The sequence below is a fragment of the Sneathiella chungangensis genome (genome assembly GCF_009882935.1).
GTDB lineage: Bacteria > Pseudomonadota > Alphaproteobacteria > Sneathiellales > Sneathiellaceae > Sneathiella > Sneathiella chungangensis.
In genome coordinates this window covers 405273-424291 of record NZ_WTVA01000004.1, presented here as the reverse complement: position 1 = coordinate 424291, position 19019 = coordinate 405273, and the positions used below count along the sequence as shown (strand labels likewise).

Below are 19019 nucleotides of genomic sequence, written 5' to 3'. Positions count from 1 at the left end.
CAGTTTAGTCCGCCCCTTCACCACCTGCAAACAGTTCATGAAGCGCGGTTTGCTGGCGCTTGCCTTGCGAATTGACCGGAAGCCGGTCGACAAACCGCCAGCGGCGCGGCAACGCAGCATTCTCGAGATTGGGCGACAGCTCCTTGCGCAAGAACCGGCCGAGCCGGAAAGCGCCGATCTCCGCATGGCGCCTCCATCCTTCCTCGGTCAATTCCGCAACCGCCGCAAGCGTGTCGCGCGGCGAGGTCAGTACGAGCACCGCCGCGTCTTTCACGAGGTCTGATGCCGTCAGAAATTTTTCGATTTCGGCAAGGGATATCCGTTTGCCCTCTATCTTGACGAACTGGTTGGCGCGACCGGCGAGGAGAAAACTGCCATCAGGGAAAAGCTCGGCAATATCATTTGTCTTGTCCCAGTCACCGTTGTCCGTGTAGTTCGACTTTACCCAGAGACTCCCCTGCTCATCAACGCGTGTCTCCATTCCGGGAAGCGGCCGGAAGGGTGTTGTGGCGCGTTCCTGCTGGCGATGGGCGATCCCCCCCGTTTCGGTACTGCCGTAAATCTCGGTTGGAAGCGGCCCGAACATCCAGGCAGAGGTTTGCGCGGCCTCAAATGGCAGCGGCCCGCCCGCCGTGAAAATCACGGGCGCCTGTGCGGACGTCGGCAGGGGATCGAGCGGCGGTATACGGGTCAAATGGGCGGGGCTTGAGACGATACAGGCGCCCGGCGGCGCGAAGGCCAGCAATTCCTCCCATATCTCGAAGGTTTCCGGGAAAAACAGCCTTCCCTCCGAGAGTGGCAGGAGGCATTTGAAGTAGAGGCCGAAGATATGCTGATGGCTGACAGTGCCGAGTGTCGCGGCGGCGCCGAGCCGCGCACCAAATACCTGGTCGAGAACCGTCAGCTCATTTTCGATTTGCGCGAGGCTCTTTGGCACGCGTTTGGGCTCACCCGTGGAGCCCGAGGTATAGAAATCAAGAGAGCAGGCGTCAGGATCGAGCTCGCGAAAACTCGCCTCCGCCGCCTTCGCACCGTCGATGAGAATGTGGTCGTCACTATGGGCCTCGTCCTTGATGTCCGAGAGAAGTGGGCACTCCGGCGTGACGAACCGCGCAAGCATGCCCGGCAGAGCATTCGGCGGCACGGTAACGCGACACCCGGCGTCAAAGGCCGCAAGCATGCCAGTTGCGAAGGCATAACTGCTTTCCGTCGCAAGAACCACTTGCGTGACGCCCCTTTTCTTTATCCGCGCACGTAAATCTGCGACTTCCGCCTTGAATTCGGCGAAGGTGACATCTTGCCTGGCGATACGGGCGACAGCGGCAGCCCCAGACCTGTCGGAAGCAAGCAGTTTCGATACGGGAATGTACAATTCTCAACTCACTTTTCTGCGTTTGACGAACTGGCGAAGAATGAATTCACCGCCGAGCATCAGGCCGATCAAGACATATGAAACGAAGCCGTTGTAAAGCGTCCAGACGCCAAGGCTCGCATAGAGCGCCGTCCAGACCGACACAGCGGCGTTCAGCAGGAAGAATACCACCCAGGCCTCTGTCACATGGCGGGTATAGCGCTGCGCGTGGGCGTCGAGTTCTCCTTCCGTCATCCGGGCAAAGCGTTCAATGATCGGCGGCGGAAAAATCAGCGAATAGCCGAACAGGGTCGCGAAGGAGAGGCTGATCAGCACAGGATACGCCTTGATCGCCAGCATCTCGTCAACGGACAGCAGCAGGATAATTGCCGCCAGAACGATCAGGTAAATCCCGATTTCCGGCCGCCGTTCTCGCCGCTGACGCTGAAGAACGAGGCGCAGGATCAGGAAAATCACGAGGGCCAGTCCGACCGTCAAGGGCGAGAATTTCATCAGGCCGAAATACACAACGAAAGGATAGGCCAGGCTGATCAGGACAAGCAGAAGGTCCAGCGGCCGCAGTTTACGCCGCCAAAAGGGCATGAACCCGGTCCACCACATCCCCCACGGAACGCACCGTGCGAAACTCGTCAGGCGGGATTTTCTTTCCTGTCAGATCCTGCAACTTGACCACCAGATCAACGGCATCAATGCTGTCGAGATCCAGATCGTCATAAAGCTGGGCATCCGGCGTGATGAGCTCCGGCGGCACTTCGAACATATCCTCAAGATACTCGCGGAGCTTGTCATAAATTTCATCGCGGCTCATGCGTCCATCTCCTTCCTTTCGGAAGTAATAAATTGGGCGAGGCTGCGGACAGAGGCAAAATGGTCCTTCAAATCTTCATTCTTGGCGTTAATCTTGATGCCATAGGTTTTCTGGATGGCAACACCGAGCTCCAGCGCATCGATTGAATCGAGCCCGAGCCCATCGACGAACAGCCGCTCCTCGCTATCTATTTCTTCAGGAGTGATGTCCTCAAGATTGAGGGTCTTGATCACCAGTTTTTTAATTTCAAGTTCAAATTCATTCATTGCAGAGTTTTCCAATATAATATTGCTCCAGCTCACGCGTGAGCTTTCGAACCTTTAATGATCTGGGTTCATGCCTTAGATAATCCGCCATGTCCAGTTGTTCGTTAAATGTAATGTCAAAGCGCGCCTGACGTGGCGGAATTGCATACCATGGACTTCCTTTCGTCAGAGTTGACGGCTCGCATTTTATCGTAACCAGCTGTATCGGCGCATTGAAATGGGTGGCGATATTCGCAAACCCGCGCTGGAACTTGAGCGCCTGCCCGGGCACCGATCTGGTTCCTTCGGGGAAAACCAGAATGTTCTGCCCGCTGCCGAGGGCCTTTTCACATTGTCTGAGCATCATTTCGGCGTCACCATCGTTGCGGATATAACCCGCCGCCCGCATCACGCCGCCAAGATAGGGATTGTCCCAGAGCTCATGCTTGACGATGCATTGGACATCGGGCATCCGCGACATCAGGAAGACCGTATCAAGCAGCGACGGATGATTGGCTACGATCAGTGCACCACGCACGTCTTTTAGCTTCTCCGTTTCGTGAAAGCGGGAATCGATAATGCCGCCAACGCGCAGGAAATAGACGAATACGCGAAACGCCCGGTAGATCACACCCCGGACACGCCGGATACGCGTCGCCTCGTCTTTCGTAAACAGCGCGATAGGGATAAAAATGAAGACACTCATGAACAGCCCGCCGAGGCCAAAGCTTGCGAAAGCGATCCCCGTACCGATCAGCCGCCAGATATAGTTGAGACGGTCAAGCATGGCGCTGACACCACCAGTTACCTTGCGCGCCGGACCAGTTCCAGTCAATTTCGCCCCGGAGCAGGAACCGGATGAAGCTTTGCAGCGGATCCCCCGCTGCCGCCCGTGTCGACGTGCCGGAGAAACCGAAGCGATAACCCCCCGACCCCTCGTCCGCCGGTGCGAGCAGGAGCGCCAGCGCGCATACCGGGACGTCCGGATCCCGAAAAGGTGAATAGAATTCGGGAAGCGTCTCGTCCGCATGCAGCAGCAGTACCGGCGCCGACGGATCTTCACGGAGCCAGGCCGTCGCCTCGATCAAGCCCAGGCAAAGGCTCTCTCCTCCCGCGGCAATCGCCGTTTGCGCCTCCCGGTTTTTCGTCATGATCGACAGCATCCCCGCGAGCGAGTTATGGACCGACATGCCAAATCCGGTGGGGGAAATAGGCTCGTCCACCGCAAGGCTCTCCAGCAGTTGGAGCATCTGCGTGACATTGCCGTTGCGGGATGAGAAAACGACCCGGGGCTTTTCATCAGTGCCGATATCCATGGCGACCCTTAGGGCAATTTTCCCCAGCCGGGAAAGACGCCGGCGAAGCCCGGCCGGCAAATCCCTCACATCTGGCAGCCCATCCTGATCCGGCAAGAGGGCGCCGCCTTCGGCCCAACGCTGCCAGGCGTCAGGACTGTCCAACGATGGTGCCCAGGCGGACCATCGCTGAACTGAGAAAGAAACTCCCGTCTCCATCAAGTAATCCTCAAACTTTGAGGGCGGCGACGTTCAGGTTCTTGTTGATATCATTTTGCAGGGTCCGGATCCATTTATTGTAGTTCCGGTGAATATTCGCCCCATCATACAGCAAATCAACGCTGGAAACATAATTGATCGAATAATCCGTCTTGGAATAGGTAATTTCGATAACGGCAACATGCGTCCGGCTATGCAGGGTCGCCTTCATCTTGCCCGGCGAAACATCACTGACGGTCCAGCCACGGTTGATGGCAGATGTCTGGATGATATTGCCGATATTTTCCACCGACGTTTCCTGTAGTTTGACCGGAATCGGGTTTGCCTCGGCATTGTAAACAGGCTGAACACGCCCGAAGCAGCCGCTGAGCATAACCGCCAGCACCGCCACCACTGCAAGATTAAAAAACTTTTTCATACTATCGTTCCTCCAAAGACTGAAATTCGACGCCCGATTCTCCGGTCGGGCTTTCCGGCTGCCCAAAGATTTACAACCCAAAGGACTGAAATGCCAGTGAGAAACCAAGTTTTTTCTGATCAACCGAAAGTTTTGTGGGATTTTATCCCGACGAACTGTCGAGGACTTTGCGAAAGCGAGAGAAGGCCGCAAGAAAGTAAGCGGCGCCAATACCGGCCATGGCAAACAGTTCCGGCCAGACGATATTGATCCCCGCCCCACGGAAAAGGACGCTCTGCGAAAAACTCACATAATGGGTCGAGGGAGCGAACTGCATGACGAATTGCAGCCACTCAGGCATGCTTTCAAGCGGCGTCGTGCTCCCCGAAAGAAGGTTCATAACGATATAGGTCAGGACAACCAGAAGGCCGAACTGCGGCATCGAACCCGCTAGGGTCGCCAGCAATATACCGAAAGACGTTACCGAAAACAGGTAAACGACGGCTCCGAGAATAAAAAGCGGCTTCGATCCAAAGATCGGCACCTGAAGGATCCCTTCGACAACCATCACCAGCGACACCGACGCCACGACAATGATAATCAGGCCATTCGACCAGACTTTGGAAATCATGATGTCCACGCTGGTCACCGGCGTGACGAGCAGATGTTCAATTGTGCCATGCTCGCGCTCCCGTATCAGGGCGGCCCCGGTCAGGATCATGGCAAGCAATGTCACATTGTTGATAATCGCCATCACCGACATGAACCAGGTCGAGTTCACATTCGGATTGAAGGCAACGCGAACAATCAGATCGACAGGCAGGCTCGACTCTCCGCCATCCGCATCGAGATAATTCGACACTTCGGAATTGATGATACTCGCGAGATAGGAGGATCCATTGCCGGCGATCGCCATCGCGGTGGCATCGACATTGACCTGGATTTCCGGACGTTTTCCCGCCAGCAGATCTGATTCAAACCGCGGCGGGATATCGATGATGAAGATATAGTCGCCGTTATCGAGAAGTCGGTCCATGTCGCGACCATCGATTTCCTCCGCCGGTTTGAAATAGGGCGGCAGAATACTGTCGATAATCCGCCGCGACAGTGCCGACTGATCTTCGTCCAGCACACCGACAGCGGCGTTCACAACCTCTATCTTTGCATTTTCCGCAACCTCGTAGACCATGAAGGTAAAGGCCCAGATCAACAGGAAAACCAGCACTGGATCCGACCGGACACTATAAAGTTCCTTCACACCCAGACGATATATATTGCTAATCCGCCTGAACATGATCACCGCTCCTGCTTCTTTAACAGAAGGACCGACAGGAAGAAGAACACGAACGCGAAGACAACAAGCACAATGAGCTCCGGCAACAGATCATAGAAATCAAGCGCCTTTGTAAAGCTGCCGACACTGATTTGCTGAAAATAGGCCGCCGGGAACAACTTGCTCATAAAAATGGCGCCGCCGCTTAGGCTCGAAACCGGAGTCAGGAAGCCGGAAAAGTTCATCGTCAGCAGCATTGTAACAATCGCCGCTGCGAACACGGCCGCGATCTGTGTCTTCACAAATGTCGAGACCAGGATACCGAGGCCCGTCGTCGCCCAGACATATGCCAATGCCCCCAGATTGAGGGCAAGCAACGAGCCCTTAATCGGCACCGCAAACACGCTCATCACCACGGTGGCAAGGGACAGAAAACTGATATAGGAAATAACGACATACGGGATCTGCTTACCGAGCAGGAACTCGGTTCGGGTGACCGGCGTGGCATAGAAATTGGTGATCGATCCAAGCTCCTTTTCCCGGACAATCCCGACGGCTGTCAGCATCGACGGGATCAGGCTGCAGAGCAGCATGATAATGCCGGGCGTGATGGCGTTGGTACTCTTGAAGGCCTGGTTATACAGATACCGGATTTTTATATCGACTTCCGTAAAGACAATTTCTATTCCGAGATTTCGCCGCGCCAGATCACTGATATAGGCTTGCGTGACGCCCTCCACATAGCCGCGGGCCGTCTCCGCGCGAAAGGGCATAGCGCCGTCTATCGACACCCCGATTTCCGGCTGGCGCGCCGCGAAGAGATCCTGACCAAATCCGGCGGGAATCTCGATTACAATACTTACATCTCCGCTGCGCAACAGATCATGGGCCGCCGCAGGCGTACTGACGGAGGGTCGCTCCTCAAAATAGCGTGAGCCGCTAAAATTCTCCAGAAACTCGCGACTCTGGGTCGATCTGTCCTGATCAATCGCAACATAGGGAAGTTCTTCCACGTCAAAGGAAATCCCATAGCCGAAGGTAATCAGAAGGATGATCGGCCCGATAAGCGCAAAGGCGAGCCGGATGGGATCACGCAGCAGCTCCTTCGTCTCCCGCCGCGCGTAGGCAAGCATGCTGCGCAGATGAAATCCGCCCGCGCCGTCTTTCGCCGCCTTTTCTCCGCTTTCGCCGGAACTCACGAGCGGACCCGTCCGCTCGGACGGGGAAACGGCTTTCGCATCAATCCCGCTTGCTTCCTTCAGGTAATCGACAAAGGCATCGTCCAGGCTATCCGCCTTCTTGCTTTCTTTCAGCGCGTCAGGGGAGCCGACGGCCAACACCTTGCCCGCATGCATCAGCGAAATACGGTCGCACCGTTCCGCTTCATTCATGAAATGCGTCGAGATGAAGATGGTCACCCCCTCCTCCCGCGAAAGGGTGATGAGAAGCCGCCAGAAATTATCCCGCGCGATGGGATCCACCCCCGACGTCGGCTCGTCAAGGATGAGCATCTCCGGCCGATGCAATACCGCGACGGCAAGTTGCAAGCGCTGTTTCACGCCAAGCGGAAGGCTGTCCGGCTTGCTGTCCTTGACGGTCTCGAGTTCGAAGCGTTCCAGCACCTCGCGAATGCGCGGCCCCATTTCTTCCTTTGAGAGGTCAAAGAGATGGGCATGCAGCTCGATATTCTGGAAAACCGTGAGTTCCCCGTAAAGGGAAAAGGATTGCGACATATAGCCGACCCGCCGACGCGTCTGCATATCCCGGGCATCAAGCACCTTGCCGAAAAGCCGCGCCTCCCCCTCCGTCGCCGGGCTGAGACCGGTCATCATTTTCATGGTCGTCGTTTTGCCGCAGCCGTTGGATCCCAGGAAGCCGAATATCTCCCCGCGTTCAATCGCGAACTCCACATGATCGACGGCGGTAAAATCACCGAAGCGTTTGGTAAGCCCGATGGCTTCAATGGCAATGTCGCCGCCATCGCCGGGCCGGGGCGGCACGACAACCGGTTGATGGCTTGCCTGCTTGTCGGCCGGCAGCAGTTGAATGAAAGCCTCCTCAAGCGCCGCGGCGCCGGTCTTCTCAAGCAGGGACTGCGGCGTGCCCTGTGCAATGACCTTTCCCTCATCCATCGCGGCGATTAAGTCGAACACCGCCGCCTCTTCCATATAGGCAGTGGCGACCAGCACGGTCATTTGCGGCCGTTCGCGCCGGATATCGGAGATAAGGTCCCAGAACTGACGCCGGGAGAGCGGATCGACACCGGTCGTCGGCTCGTCCAGGATCAGCAAATCCGGATCGTGGATCAGGGCGCAGCAAAGACCAAGCTTCTGCTTCATGCCCCCCGATAGCTTGCCCGCCGGGCGGTTCTTGAAAGGGGTGAGGCCAGTTGCCGCCAGGAGACGGTCAATCCGTTGCTCACGTTCTGCTTTATTCTGATCGAATAAGCGACCGAAAAAACTCAGATTTTCATGAATACTGAGCGTCGCATAGAGGTTCTTGCCAAGCCCCTGCGGCATATAGGCGATGTTATAGACGGAACGTCGCCGGTGACGCTTGTCGGCCATATCGCCGCCGAGCGCTTCGACGGTGCCGGTCTGTATTTTTCGAACGCCAGCAATAAGCGCCAGCAATGTCGATTTGCCGACGCCGTCCGGCCCGATCAGCCCGATCATGCGACCGGCGGGGAAATCCAGCGACACGTCATCCAGCGCGAGAACGTCCCCGTAGCGATGGAAGACATTCTCAAGCCGAACGGAACTTTCCCCCGGGGCGTTCATTCCGGAAGCTTGACTTGCAGGAATTCCGGCCAGCTTTCGGCAGGCGGCAGCATCACATAGGCATCGCCCCTCACCCCGGCCTTCACCCGATCCTCGTATTTCCGGAGAAGCTCGGGATCAATGCTGATTTTGACCCGGAACATCAGCTTTTCCCGCTCGTCTGCTGTTTCCACAGTGCGGGGCGTAAACTGCGCCTCGGCGGCGACAAAGGTTACTTTTGCCGGAATAACATATTCAGGAACTGGATCGAGAATTAGCCGGGCCTCACTGCCGAGCGCCAGTCGGCCCGCATCGGCGGCGGGAAGAAAGACGGTCATGTAAACATCGGCAAGGTTCAGAAGCGTGAACAGGTTTCCGCCCGCCGCAACGACTTCGCCCGGTTCCACGAGGCGGTATTGTATCCGCCCGCGCAGCGGCGCCCGCAGTACGAGATCGTCAAGTTGCGCCTCGATCTGGATAACCTGCTCCCGGGCCGCGTTGATTTGCTCGCCGGTTTCCTCGACCCGGGCAAGCGCCGAGGTGTAGTTGGCCTCCGCCGCCTGAAATTCCGTTGTCCGCTGCTCGACGGTTTCCTTGCTGGTAAAATTATCCTTCACCAGCTTTTTCGCACGCGCCAGCATCTGTTCGGCGAGCTTCAACTGGCTCCGGCTGCTTTTGACCGCCGCTTCTGTTTCTTCCCGGCTACGCTCAAGACGGCGCACTTCCGCCTCCGCGCTTCTGAGCTGCGCCATCACTTCCTTTGCATCAAGCCGTGCGAGAACCTGGCCCGGCTCCACCATCTCGCCTTCGTTGACGAGCACCTCTTCGAGTCGGCCCGGCAGTTTCGCGGCGATATTGATCTGGGTTGCCTCAATACGCCCGTTGCTCATGACAATGCCGTCGGGCAACCGGCCGGCAATCTCATTTTTCCAGTAGAAAAATGCGCCCCCCGCGAACACCGCGATCAGGATCAGGATAAAACCCCATTTTTTCAGGTTCTTCATATCTAACCACCACCCCTCACCTTTTAATGTTGCATTGCACAACAACCAGCAACCTACCTATCACACCAGGCAAGGCATTGACACAGATCAAAGCAGCATCGCCTTCGGGTTTGTTTTACCACGTATTCTACAGCGCCTCAAAGCCGACGATTGCAAAAAGACGCGTGTTGGTGACTGCTGACAGACGGGCCGAGCGGGCATATTGCGCCTCAGGCCCGCCACTCCCTCGGCCACCCTCCGCCCAGAGTGTCAGGACGCCCCGCGCAGCGCTTTCTTGAGACGGGAGAGCAATCGCTTTTTCTGCGCGTCCGGCAGATGTTCGAGCGAGCTTCGGATGTCCAGCGTGAGTTGGGCAAGATCGTTATGCCAGTCCGGCCGATCGACCGCTTCCGCGGCAATACGGCGAAACACCCCGCGCTGTCGCTTCGTATATCCGGATTTGGTGAGTTCATACATATCGTCAAGCTCTGGAATAACAATATGATCCTTCTTGACGCCCTGCTCCTGCAGATCGGAGGCGAGTGCGGCAAGGGATTCCCGCGATCCATGCGTGAGAAAGATGCCTTGCCGGACCGGTTCACGCGCCTTCAGCCAGGCCACAAGTTCATGGCCGTCCGCATGGCCGGAATAGGTATCGATGGAACGGATGCGGGCGTGCACCTTGATTTCCTCTCCCTGAATGCGGACTTTCTTGAAACCCTTCTCCAGCATCCGGCCCAAGGTGCCCTCGGCCTGATACCCGACAAGCAGAACCGTCGATTCCGGCCGCCAGAGATGGTTCTTGAGATGATGGCGGATCCGGCCGGCATCACACATCCCGCTCGCCGCCAGAATGATGACACCCCCGGTGAACCGGGCAATCGCCTTGCTTTCATCAACGCTTTCGGTGAAATGGAACTTCGGGTTCCTGAAGGGATGTTCGCCCGTTTCCACATCCGCAAGGTCGGCCAAATGCTCGCGAAAGACAGAGGTTATGCGGATCGCGAGAGGGGAATCCAGGAAAACGGCGGAACAGTTTATTTCATTCTGATCGAGAAGATGGTCGATATCCAACAAAAGTTCCTGCGTCCGCTCGACAGCGAAGGAGGGAATAACCAGCGCCCCGCCTGCCCTCATGGCCGACGAAATCTCGCGCGCCAGAATGTCGCGCCGCTGAAAGGCCGTGATGGGATCGCGAAAACGGCCGCCGTAGGTGGATTCGCAAAACACATAATCTAAATCGCTTGGCGCTTCCGGATCATCATGGAACAGCTTGTTGTCGGGCCCGATATCGCCGGAGAACAGGAGGCGCAAGGTATCTCTCCCGTCCTCGATTTCAAGTTCGACTGACGCCGCACCGAGAATATGCCCAGCATTCCAGAAACGCGCGCGGATACCCGTCTCCGGCGTCAGCCAGTCTTCGAACTCAACCGGGTGAATCTGCGAAATCGAGGCCTCGGCGTCTTTGCGGGTATAAATCGGCTGCACCGCCGCTTTACCGCGTTGCTGGTTGCGGCGATTGAGCCGCTCCACCTCGACTTCCTGGATGTAGCCGCTGTCCGGCAACATATAACTGAGCAGATCGCGGGTGGCCGCCGTCGCATAAACCGGCCCGTCAAAGCCCGCCTTGATCAGCTTCGGGATCATCGCGCCATGATCCGCGTGGGCATGGGTCACCAGGACAAAATCAATCTCCACCGGATTGAACGGAAAATCACCATAGTTCAATTCCTTGACGGTTTTCGTGCCCTGAAAGAGACCACAATCGACGAGGAATTGCCGGTCCGCCGTCTGGATCCAGTAACAGGAGCCTGTCACCGTTCCCGCCGCGCCACAGAATTTGATACGGACCGTCATTGTTCCTTCTCCTCAAGCAGGGCCTCGCAAAGAAGCGGGGCAAGTGACAGGCTGTTGCTTTCATGCGCGACGCTGTCCGTCGACCGAATGGTGGAAACGCCCGCCGCGTGGATCGCCGCGACATCCTGGTTATTCGCCAGCATATGGACAGTAACCGCTTCAATATCCTGCGCGCCCATTTTTTTAAGCGACGCGGCGGCTTCGCAAATCGTTTTCCCGCTTGAGATGACATCGTCGAGCAGAATAATCCGTGCCGCGCGCATATCCCTGTCGGTGGAGAAACTCACCTCGACATCCCGATCACCGCTCCTGACTTTAGCGCCGATAACATAGGGAAGCGATAATGGACCCGCGATTGCGCTGACCCATTGCTCGGATTCCGCATCCGGTCCGGCCAGCAGCATATTCTCGACCCCCTCCGCGGCAAGCGTGTCCGCAATGATGCCCGTCGCGGTCAGGGCGTCGGCGCGGCAATTTCCGAAAACCGATTGCAGGTTGTCGATCCGGTGAAGATGCGGATCGACAGTAATCACCCTGTCAAAATAACTGGCAAGATATCGCCCGATAATCCGCTGGCTGACGGCCTCGCCGGATACAAAGGCCTTGTCCTGACGCATGTAGCAAAGATAGGGCGCCACGAGCACCAGTCGCTGCGCGCCCAGATCGCGGAAGGTCGCGGCGGCGAAGGCCAGATGGATGAGTTTTTCATTCGGCCGGTCGAGGCTCGCGTAAAGAATGACGGTACCGTCAACGGGCTCCACACGAATTTTACTCTCTCCGTCGGGAAATTTATGTATTTCAATGGGATATGACGGAATATTCAAGTGAGACGCGAGATCTAAAGCACTGCTTCGAAATCCCGGCAGGAAATGGAGGGTCGGCGACTTCATGCGGAACCGCCGATCCTATAGCCACTGCCCTCGCCCGCAAAATTAACCGCGAATTTATAGTCCGATTTGAAACAGGCATGAATGCGGTAAAGCGGTTCTCCCTCGCTGACCACATCGCCGATCTTTTTGAATAGATCGATCCCCGCCCCCTTGTCCATCGGCGCGCCGGCAAGCCGGGCGAGACGCGCGAGGCGGTAACAGTCAATCGCCGTTACCGAACCGTCACAGGGCGCCAACACGTCCTGGGTCAATTCCCCGACGCAGGCGGCCGTCGCGGCTTTTCCTTGCGCCTCGATAATCTGTTCCATCTTTTCAAGCGCCGCGCCGCTGTCCAGAATCTCCTGCGCCCGCGCATAACCGGCGCCGCCGCGAAGGGCCGGGTCGGATTCGAGAAGCATCCCCGCCATCCGCAGCGATTTTTCGCGCAAATCCCTGGGCGCATCCGGCTCCCGGCGCAATACCGCCATGACATCGCGCGCCTCCAGCACGGGACCGATACCATTGCCAATCGGCTGCTCGCCGTCCGTCACCGTGACGTCAATGGCCAGGCCAACCTGATCGCCGACATATTCGAAGAGTTTGCGAAGCCGCATGGCGTCGGCATGCCCCCGGACTTTGGCCGACGGTCCAATCGGCAGATCGATCAGCAGATGGGTCGACCCGGCGGCAAGCTTCTTCGACAGGATCGAGGCGACCATCTGTTCACGCGTATCGATGGCCAGCGGCCGCTCGACCGAGATCAGTATATCGTCGGCGGGGGACAAATTGACATGACCGCCCCAGACGACGCAGCCCTTGCATTCCTCGACGACGCGCCGCATTTCCGGCAATGACAGATCAACGTTGGCCAGCACTTCCATGGTATCCGCCGTCCCGGCCGGCGACGTAATGGCGCGCGAGGAAGTTTTGGGGATGGTCAGGCCATGGGCCGCGACAATCGGCACGATAATCATCGACGTGCGGTTCCCCGGAATGCCGCCGATGCAATGCTTGTCGACAACGACCGGCGCGTCCCAATGGAGCTGCGTCCCGACTTCCGCCATCGCGCTCGTCAGGGAGAGCATTTCGGAGGTCGTCATGAAACCGGCGCAGGAGACTAGAAAGGCGGCGATCTCCCGCTCCGAATAGCGGTAATTCGCGATATCCGTGATGATCCCGCGAATCTGGCCTGAATCAAGCGTATGACCATGGATCTTGTTGCGCAGGAATTCCACGCTTTCGGGCGGTTCCGCGGGCGCGATGGATACCGTTGTCCCTTCGACAAGCCCGATCCGGCGGAAGGCCTGCTCCGACAGGCCGAGTTCATCCGGCCCGACAATCTGATCGTCATCCACCACCAGCAGGGACGCCAGGAGATGATGATGATCATTCATGATCTCGATTTTTTTCAACGCCTGAAACTCTTCCGGACGGTAATGACGGCACTTGCGCGCAAGAAAAGCGACATTATCGCGGTAAGTATCGATGGCGATGCGCTTGAGTTTCAGCATAGTCCGGATGGCGCCCCTTCATTTCACCTCTGTTTAACCCGCAATTTGATCGATCGCCTTGATCAGAGTCAAGCTGCGCCACTTTGGATGACGGGATAGGGCGTGCATAAAAAAGCGGCCCATGGATTATTACCATGAACCGCTTCTCTATTGTTGGTCGAAGTTTTCCGGTCGCGTCGCTAGGCGGCCCGCACTTCCTTGAGGAAGGTTTCGATATCAGAACGGAGATTTCCGGAGAGTTCCTCGAGCCGGGTGGAGGCCGCAAGTACCTGCGATGCCGCCGCGCCGGTCTCTCCCGCTTTCGCCGAAACTTCGCCGATCTTCGCAGACACCTGCGTCGTTCCGCCGGATGCTTCCTGCACATTCCGGGAAATTTCGTTCGTCGCCGCGCTTTGCTCCTCAATCGCCGAGGAGATACTAACGGTGCTTTCCCGGATCGTGTTGATCACCCCGTCGATATTGCCGATCGCCGAGACGGCTTCTTCCGTTGCCGTCTGCATATCGTTGATCTGGCCGCCGATCTCCTCCGTCGCCCGCGCCGTCTGTGTGGCGAGGCTCTTCACTTCGGACGCTACAACCGCGAAGCCCTTGCCCGCCTCACCGGCGCGCGCCGCCTCGATCGTCGCGTTGAGGGCAAGAAGGTTGGTCTGACCCGCGATGTCATTGATCATGTTGACCACATCGCTGATCTTCTTCGCCGTTTCCGCAAGGCGCGACACCGAACTCGTGCTGTTGGCCGCTTCCGTCACTGCCTGCTCAGAGACATTATTCGCCTGCTGGACCTGGCGGCTGATCTCGTTGATCGAAGACGTCAACTCCTCCGCCGCGGAGGCAACTGTCTGCACATTGGCGGATGCCTCACCTGAGGCCATGGCCACGGCTTCAGCAAGCTCCTGCGACATTCCGGCCGTTGCCGTCATGGAATTGGCCGTGTCCTGCAATTCGCGGACTGCCCGGATCACCGTCTCCATGACTTCTTGCACCCGGCCCTCGAACGTCATGATCAGGTTCGAGATTTTTTCGGCCCGAGCCTGCTTGGCCGCGTTCTCTGCCTGCTCGCGGGCGCGTTCATCGGCTTCTCGCTTGGCGTTGCGCTCAAGCTCAAGACGCTCATGCTCCGCCCGTTCCTCGGCCGCGCGTTTCGCATCTGCTTCCAGCCTTTGGCGTTCAAGCGCGTTGTCCTTGAACACCTGGACCGCCCGCGCCATTTCGCCAATCTCATCCTTCCGGTCCTGGGCATCAATTTCAACCGTATTGTCGCCTTCGGCGAGCTTCGCCATAACCTGGGTAATTCCGCCGATAGGCCGGGTGATCATGCGCATCGTGGCATAGGAAACCGCCCCGGAGATCGCCAGCGCAATCGCGGCGATAATAATGAAGGTGATAACTGTGTTGTCGACCGTGGACACGGCATGTGCCATCGACGCCTCACCCGCGGCACTCCAGAGCGCTGTCATTTCGTCCAGCGTCTTGTACATCGTGCGGAATTGCTGGTCGGTATCGACCATCATAATCACAGACGTCGAAGTATCGAGCTCTGTCATCTCGATAACTTCAGCGGCAGCGACGCTGTAACTTTTCAACTCTTTCTGCGCTTTCGTCAGGATTTCCAGTTCAGCTTCGGTAAACCGGCCATTTTCAACGGCACCGTTGAAGGCATCTGTCAATTTGGCGAGCGTTGCCAGGTCGGTTTCCCGTTCTTTGGCGAGCTTTTCTTCGTCTACGCCGGCAGTGGTTTCCGAAATAAGGCGAAACAGGCCACCATTGAAAGCCTGCAGGTCGCGCTGAAAGCGGAGGGCCGCGCCAATCTTCTGGGTGTCCTGCTTGTGCAGGTCAACCATGGTGGACTGCGTATCCTTCAAACCGACGTAAGCGACGACGCCCAGCACAATCAGGGAGGCGACGAAAATCATCGGCGCAATAAATAGTTTCGTGGATATTTTCAGATTCTGGACGCTCATGAGCCTCTACCTTCTCAACTCGCGAATGAAAGGTTTAGTACGGCCGCGTGACGCGACCGCACTAAGAAAAATGTCTGTTAGTCGAAGTAGCCGATGCCGAAATAGACATCGCCAGAGCGCTTAACATAGGTATGCTTCTGGGCAATTTTCTTGGTTTCCGGATGGGTCCATTTGTAGTCAACCCAACCGACGCCCGGGCCCTCGGCAACTTCACGCATCTCAACAACAAACGGTTTGCCGTCCGTGTCTTTCAGCTTTTCGAGATTCTTGCCGACCAGCTTTTCGTTGGCGCCATGGAAAATCAGATTACCGTCTTTGATTTCAGTGACAAAAACATAATATTCGCCCTTATTGTAGTCACTACCTTTGACTGCGAAATCCTGGAAGGCCTGATCCTGGCCTACCTGTTCATAATGCGCTACTGCGCCGTTCATCATTTCGACGACAGTCTCTTTCTTGTCAGCGGCATTCGCGACGCCGGCAACGAGAAAAACACCGAGACTCAAAACGAGAGACATTACACGGAACATGCTTCACTCCTAATTCTAGATTTAATTGATCCTTGCGAGGACAAATCATTAATAGAGAGAAATTTATTAAAAGATTGCTAATGAAATTGACAATTTGTCATTTCTGCAAAACTTATCGAAAAAGGAGTATAAGAGGGCGGCCTCAGAGAGGCCTGCCGAGGTGAAATTTGGCGCTCAGGGTTCGGTTAAATGCCGAAAACCGGTTGCAGGAGGCGGCTGAAAAAGCCCGAGAATTTGAGCGGCGCATCTGTTGCGATCAGGCAGATACAATCGGCTGCCGTATCCGCAACCGGCTGGTGCTGGATATCGCTGTCAAGATCGGCGATATCGCCCTCCTGAAACCGGCCGAGGTCGTCGATGTAGGATCCGCGGAGAATCAGCGTCAATTCCTGCCCTGTGTGGCTATGCACCGGAATTGTCTTGCCCGGCGCAATCTTCAGCAGGCGAAGTGTCCCCTTCCCCTTACCGGCACTGCCGCGCGCAAGCGGATAATGGCTTATCCCGGGAAGGAGCGACCGCCACGGAATATTATCGAGCGACGTCGGCATCCGGTCCGCAAGCGGCCGGGGCACACCGGTATGATAACGGTCGGCAGACACAGCCTTGTCGTCACTGGCCGGGGCCTGTTCCTCGCCGCCCTCGAATATCTCGGCGAGCGACTTTTCGGCGGCCAAAAGTTCCGCTGGTTCGGACTCCATTAAAAGAAGTCCCGCCATATCTTCCATCATCGCAACGCTTCGCCGGCAATCCGGGCAAATTGCAAGATGCGTGGCGACAACCACAGAGAGCGCTTCGGGAAGCGTTCCGTTGACATAGGCCATCAGCGTATCGTCGCCAACATGGTGCCGTATGTTCATGATGTGACCTCCAGTTCCGCACGGATTTTCCCGAAGGCAAGTCGCATTCTGGACTTGACGGTGCCGAGGGGAATATTCAGCTCGCTGCTGATTTCTCCGTGCGATTTTTCCTCAAAAAAAGACATTTTAATAATCGTCATCTGATCTGGCGGCAGAACAGACATCGCCTTCCTGATGCGCTCCCGGTCCTGCTTGCGGCTCATCGCCTGCTCACCGGTTTCCGGATCATCCGGAACGAAACAAGGGTCATTCGGATCGGGCTCTGGACGCAGCTCCTTCCTCAGCCTGTCTATTCTGACATTCCTCGCGATCGTATAGATCCAGGTTGACGCAGACGCTTTGGTCCCGTCGAACAGCATGGCCTTGCGCCAGACCTTCAACATGGTTTCCTGCATAACGTCTTCAGCGGTATTTTCGGTCATTCCCCGTTTCACCAGGAAAAACTTGAGACGCGGCGCGAAATTCGCAAACAGCCGTTTGAATGCCTGCAAATCCCGCGTGTTCGCCACAGCCAGAAGGTCCCGTTCAAGTTCTTCTGAACGAGCCTTGTCCGCTGCCGCGTCTTGCCTGATACCGTCCGCTGACGTCATGCTTGCCTTTAACAACTCCAGCCGCCTTTGTCTTTCACGCTTCAGTTTACCCTATTACGGCCGATTCTCGTAATCGGATCATTCCAGGCGAACTTTTTGTGATCCACACCGGCGCAAACAGCGTAGGATTGGACAATAAAGATGTGCCACTGGATGGATAGATGAAAAAAATTGCAGTGATCGGAAGCGGAATTTCCGGATTGTCGGCGGCCTGGCTGCTCGCCCGCAACCACGACGTGACGCTGTTCGAGAAGGATGACCGTCTGGGCGGCCACAGCAATACTGTTGACGTTGAAGGCGTGGCGATCGACACCGGTTTCATTGTGTATAACAAGATGAACTACCCGAACCTTGTTGCGTTCTTCGATCATCTCGGGATCGCAACCGAGGCGACGGGCATGTCCTTCAGCGTGTCGCTGAACGGCGGGGCGACGGAATATGCCGGAACGTCACTCGCAACCATGTTCGCCCAGAAGACAAACCTGTTCAAACCCGCCTACTGGGGCATGATCCGCGACGTCCTCAGATTTTACCGCGAGGCCCCGGACCTGCTTGAGCTTGCGGAAAACAACCACTGGACACTTCGCGACGTTCTTGCGAAAGGCAATTACGGGGAGGCCTTTACGGACCAGCATCTGCTGCCCATGGGGGCAGCGATTTGGTCGACGCCGACCGCCGACATGCTGGATTATCCGGCGGCGGCCTTTATCCGGTTTTGCCGCAACCATGGCCTGCTGCAGCTGAAGGATCGACCGGAATGGCGCACCGTGACCGGCGGCAGCCGCCAGTATGTGATGGCCATAGCCGACATTCTGAAGGGGCATATCCGTCTCAATAGTGCCGTCGCCAAAATCCACACGGACATAAATTCCGTTCTCGTCGAATGCCGGGACGGCCATGTTCAGAAATTTGACGACGTGGTGATCGCAACCCATGCTGATCAGGCATTGGCGATGTTGGCGGAACCGACGCCGGCGCACCGGAAGCTGCTCGGCGCCTTCGCTTATGAGAAGAATCTTGCAATCCTTCATCGCGACCCTACCCTGATGCCGAAACGGAGGAAGGCATGGGCGAGCTGGAACTATCTTGGTGCGCAGCCGGCCCAACCGGGCGGCAAAGCAAGCCTATGCGTCAGCTACTGGATGAACCTGCTGCAAAACCTGAAGACCGGCACCGACTATTTTGTAACGCTCAACCCGGCCCATGAGCCTCGCGAGGGAACCGTGATTCGCAGTTTTCCCTATGATCATCCGCTTTTCGACAATGCCGCAATGGCCGCACAGAAAATGCTGTGGAATTTGCAGGGTCAGAAGAACCTCTGGTTCTGCGGCAGCTATTTCGGCTACGGTTTTCACGAAGACGGCATCCAGTCCGGTCTTGCCGCCGCCGAAGCCCTGGGCGGAGAGAAGCGCCCCTGGCAAAGTGATCCCGCAGCGTCGCGCATCTACCTTCCGAAGGATGGAAACGGCCTTCCGTTTTCACAGGTCGCGTAA

18 protein-coding genes are annotated in these 19019 nt (G+C 56.8%); 1 reads left to right on the top strand and 17 read right to left on the bottom strand.

The window, feature by feature from the left end; all coding sequences use genetic code 11:
* Positions 1–4: 4 nt before the first annotated feature.
* From GQF03_RS11280 to GQF03_RS11200, 17 genes are all read right to left on the bottom strand, one after another.
* Positions 5–1372: an AMP-binding protein gene (locus tag GQF03_RS11280; protein WP_161339370.1), complete on the bottom strand. Its 1368-nt coding sequence runs from the start codon at positions 1370–1372 to the stop codon at positions 5–7.
* Between the two features lie 3 nt (positions 1373–1375).
* Positions 1376–1954, bottom strand: a complete 579-nt coding sequence (locus GQF03_RS11275) for a COG4648 family protein (protein ID WP_161339369.1) — start codon at positions 1952–1954, stop codon at positions 1376–1378.
* Positions 1935–2180: an acyl carrier protein gene (locus tag GQF03_RS11270; RefSeq protein WP_161339368.1), complete on the bottom strand. Its 246-nt coding sequence runs from the start codon at positions 2178–2180 to the stop codon at positions 1935–1937. The genes GQF03_RS11275 and GQF03_RS11270 overlap by 20 nt, the downstream gene beginning before the upstream one ends.
* Positions 2177–2446 carry a phosphopantetheine-binding protein gene (locus GQF03_RS11265; protein ID WP_161339367.1) on the bottom strand — a complete coding sequence of 90 codons (270 nt, stop codon included), beginning with the start codon at positions 2444–2446 and terminating at the stop codon, positions 2177–2179. Before GQF03_RS11265 ends, GQF03_RS11270 begins: the two co-directional genes overlap by 4 nt.
* Complete coding sequence (locus GQF03_RS11260; protein ID WP_161339366.1) at positions 2439–3260, bottom strand: lysophospholipid acyltransferase family protein; 822 nt, start codon at positions 3258–3260, stop codon at positions 2439–2441. Before GQF03_RS11260 ends, GQF03_RS11265 begins: the two co-directional genes overlap by 8 nt.
* Positions 3205–3885 (bottom strand): beta-ketoacyl synthase chain length factor, encoded by a 681-nt coding sequence (locus GQF03_RS11255; protein WP_161339365.1) that lies wholly within the window; start codon positions 3883–3885, stop codon positions 3205–3207. The genes GQF03_RS11260 and GQF03_RS11255 overlap by 56 nt, the downstream gene beginning before the upstream one ends.
* A gap of 64 nt (positions 3886–3949) precedes the next feature.
* The gene (locus GQF03_RS11250) at positions 3950–4357 is read right to left on the bottom strand and encodes a lipoprotein (RefSeq protein WP_206376131.1); all 408 of its coding nucleotides are present in this window, start codon (positions 4355–4357) and stop codon (positions 3950–3952) included.
* A 142-nt stretch (positions 4358–4499) separates the two neighbouring features.
* Positions 4500–5630: an ABC transporter permease gene (locus tag GQF03_RS11245; RefSeq protein ID WP_161339364.1), complete on the bottom strand. Its 1131-nt coding sequence runs from the start codon at positions 5628–5630 to the stop codon at positions 4500–4502.
* A gap of 2 nt (positions 5631–5632) precedes the next feature.
* Positions 5633–8389, bottom strand: a complete 2757-nt coding sequence (gene rbbA / locus GQF03_RS11240; RefSeq protein ID WP_161339363.1) for a ribosome-associated ATPase/putative transporter RbbA — start codon at positions 8387–8389, stop codon at positions 5633–5635.
* Positions 8386–9372: an HlyD family secretion protein gene (locus tag GQF03_RS11235; protein WP_161339362.1), complete on the bottom strand. Its 987-nt coding sequence runs from the start codon at positions 9370–9372 to the stop codon at positions 8386–8388. The genes rbbA and GQF03_RS11235 overlap by 4 nt, the downstream gene beginning before the upstream one ends.
* Positions 9373–9621: 249 nt before the next feature.
* Positions 9622–11208, bottom strand: a complete 1587-nt coding sequence (locus tag GQF03_RS11230; protein WP_161339361.1) for an MBL fold metallo-hydrolase RNA specificity domain-containing protein — start codon at positions 11206–11208, stop codon at positions 9622–9624.
* Complete coding sequence (locus GQF03_RS11225) at positions 11205–12098, bottom strand: ribose-phosphate diphosphokinase (RefSeq protein WP_161339360.1); 894 nt, start codon at positions 12096–12098, stop codon at positions 11205–11207. The genes GQF03_RS11230 and GQF03_RS11225 overlap by 4 nt, the downstream gene beginning before the upstream one ends.
* Positions 12095–13588 carry a thymidine phosphorylase family protein gene (locus GQF03_RS11220; RefSeq protein ID WP_161339359.1) on the bottom strand — a complete coding sequence of 498 codons (1494 nt, stop codon included), beginning with the start codon at positions 13586–13588 and terminating at the stop codon, positions 12095–12097. The genes GQF03_RS11225 and GQF03_RS11220 overlap by 4 nt, the downstream gene beginning before the upstream one ends.
* A 179-nt stretch (positions 13589–13767) precedes the next feature.
* Positions 13768–15549 (bottom strand): methyl-accepting chemotaxis protein, encoded by a 1782-nt coding sequence (locus tag GQF03_RS11215; RefSeq protein ID WP_161339358.1) that lies wholly within the window; start codon positions 15547–15549, stop codon positions 13768–13770.
* A gap of 77 nt (positions 15550–15626) precedes the next feature.
* Positions 15627–16079 (bottom strand): cache domain-containing protein, encoded by a 453-nt coding sequence (locus tag GQF03_RS11210; RefSeq protein WP_161339357.1) that lies wholly within the window; start codon positions 16077–16079, stop codon positions 15627–15629.
* Between the two features lie 185 nt (positions 16080–16264).
* Positions 16265–16936: a ChrR family anti-sigma-E factor gene (locus GQF03_RS11205; RefSeq protein ID WP_161339356.1), complete on the bottom strand. Its 672-nt coding sequence runs from the start codon at positions 16934–16936 to the stop codon at positions 16265–16267.
* A complete protein-coding gene (locus tag GQF03_RS11200) occupies positions 16933–17526 on the bottom strand; it encodes a sigma-70 family RNA polymerase sigma factor (RefSeq protein WP_161339355.1) in 594 nt (197 codons plus the stop codon). Before GQF03_RS11200 ends, GQF03_RS11205 begins: the two co-directional genes overlap by 4 nt.
* A 161-nt stretch (positions 17527–17687) precedes the next feature.
* On the opposite strand from GQF03_RS11200, the gene GQF03_RS11195 reads away from it, so the two are divergent.
* Positions 17688–19019 (top strand): NAD(P)/FAD-dependent oxidoreductase, encoded by a 1332-nt coding sequence (locus GQF03_RS11195; protein WP_161339354.1) that lies wholly within the window; start codon positions 17688–17690, stop codon positions 19017–19019.

What these genes read in the sequence shown, in the direction of transcription:
- GQF03_RS11275 (WP_161339369.1), bottom strand. Translation starts at nt 1,954, where the DNA reads ATGCCCTTTTGGCGGCGTAAACTGCGGCCGCTGGACCTTCTGCTTGTC.
- GQF03_RS11270 (WP_161339368.1), bottom strand. Translation starts at nt 2,180, where the DNA reads ATGAGCCGCGATGAAATTTATGACAAGCTCCGCGAGTATCTTGAGGAT.
- GQF03_RS11265 (WP_161339367.1), bottom strand. Translation starts at nt 2,446, where the DNA reads ATGAATGAATTTGAACTTGAAATTAAAAAACTGGTGATCAAGACCCTC.
- GQF03_RS11250 (WP_206376131.1), bottom strand. Translation starts at nt 4,357, where the DNA reads ATGAAAAAGTTTTTTAATCTTGCAGTGGTGGCGGTGCTGGCGGTTATG.
- GQF03_RS11245 (WP_161339364.1), bottom strand. Translation starts at nt 5,630, where the DNA reads ATGTTCAGGCGGATTAGCAATATATATCGTCTGGGTGTGAAGGAACTT.
- rbbA (WP_161339363.1), bottom strand. Translation starts at nt 8,389, where the DNA reads ATGAACGCCCCGGGGGAAAGTTCCGTTCGGCTTGAGAATGTCTTCCAT.
- GQF03_RS11235 (WP_161339362.1), bottom strand. Translation starts at nt 9,372, where the DNA reads ATGAAGAACCTGAAAAAATGGGGTTTTATCCTGATCCTGATCGCGGTG.
- GQF03_RS11230 (WP_161339361.1), bottom strand. Translation starts at nt 11,208, where the DNA reads ATGACGGTCCGTATCAAATTCTGTGGCGCGGCGGGAACGGTGACAGGC.
- GQF03_RS11225 (WP_161339360.1), bottom strand. Translation starts at nt 12,098, where the DNA reads ATGAAGTCGCCGACCCTCCATTTCCTGCCGGGATTTCGAAGCAGTGCT.
- GQF03_RS11220 (WP_161339359.1), bottom strand. Translation starts at nt 13,588, where the DNA reads ATGCTGAAACTCAAGCGCATCGCCATCGATACTTACCGCGATAATGTC.
- GQF03_RS11215 (WP_161339358.1), bottom strand. Translation starts at nt 15,549, where the DNA reads ATGAGCGTCCAGAATCTGAAAATATCCACGAAACTATTTATTGCGCCG.
- GQF03_RS11210 (WP_161339357.1), bottom strand. Translation starts at nt 16,079, where the DNA reads ATGTTCCGTGTAATGTCTCTCGTTTTGAGTCTCGGTGTTTTTCTCGTT.
- GQF03_RS11205 (WP_161339356.1), bottom strand. Translation starts at nt 16,936, where the DNA reads ATGAACATACGGCACCATGTTGGCGACGATACGCTGATGGCCTATGTC.
- GQF03_RS11200 (WP_161339355.1), bottom strand. Translation starts at nt 17,526, where the DNA reads ATGACGTCAGCGGACGGTATCAGGCAAGACGCGGCAGCGGACAAGGCT.
- GQF03_RS11195 (WP_161339354.1), top strand. Translation starts at nt 17,688, where the DNA reads ATGAAAAAAATTGCAGTGATCGGAAGCGGAATTTCCGGATTGTCGGCG.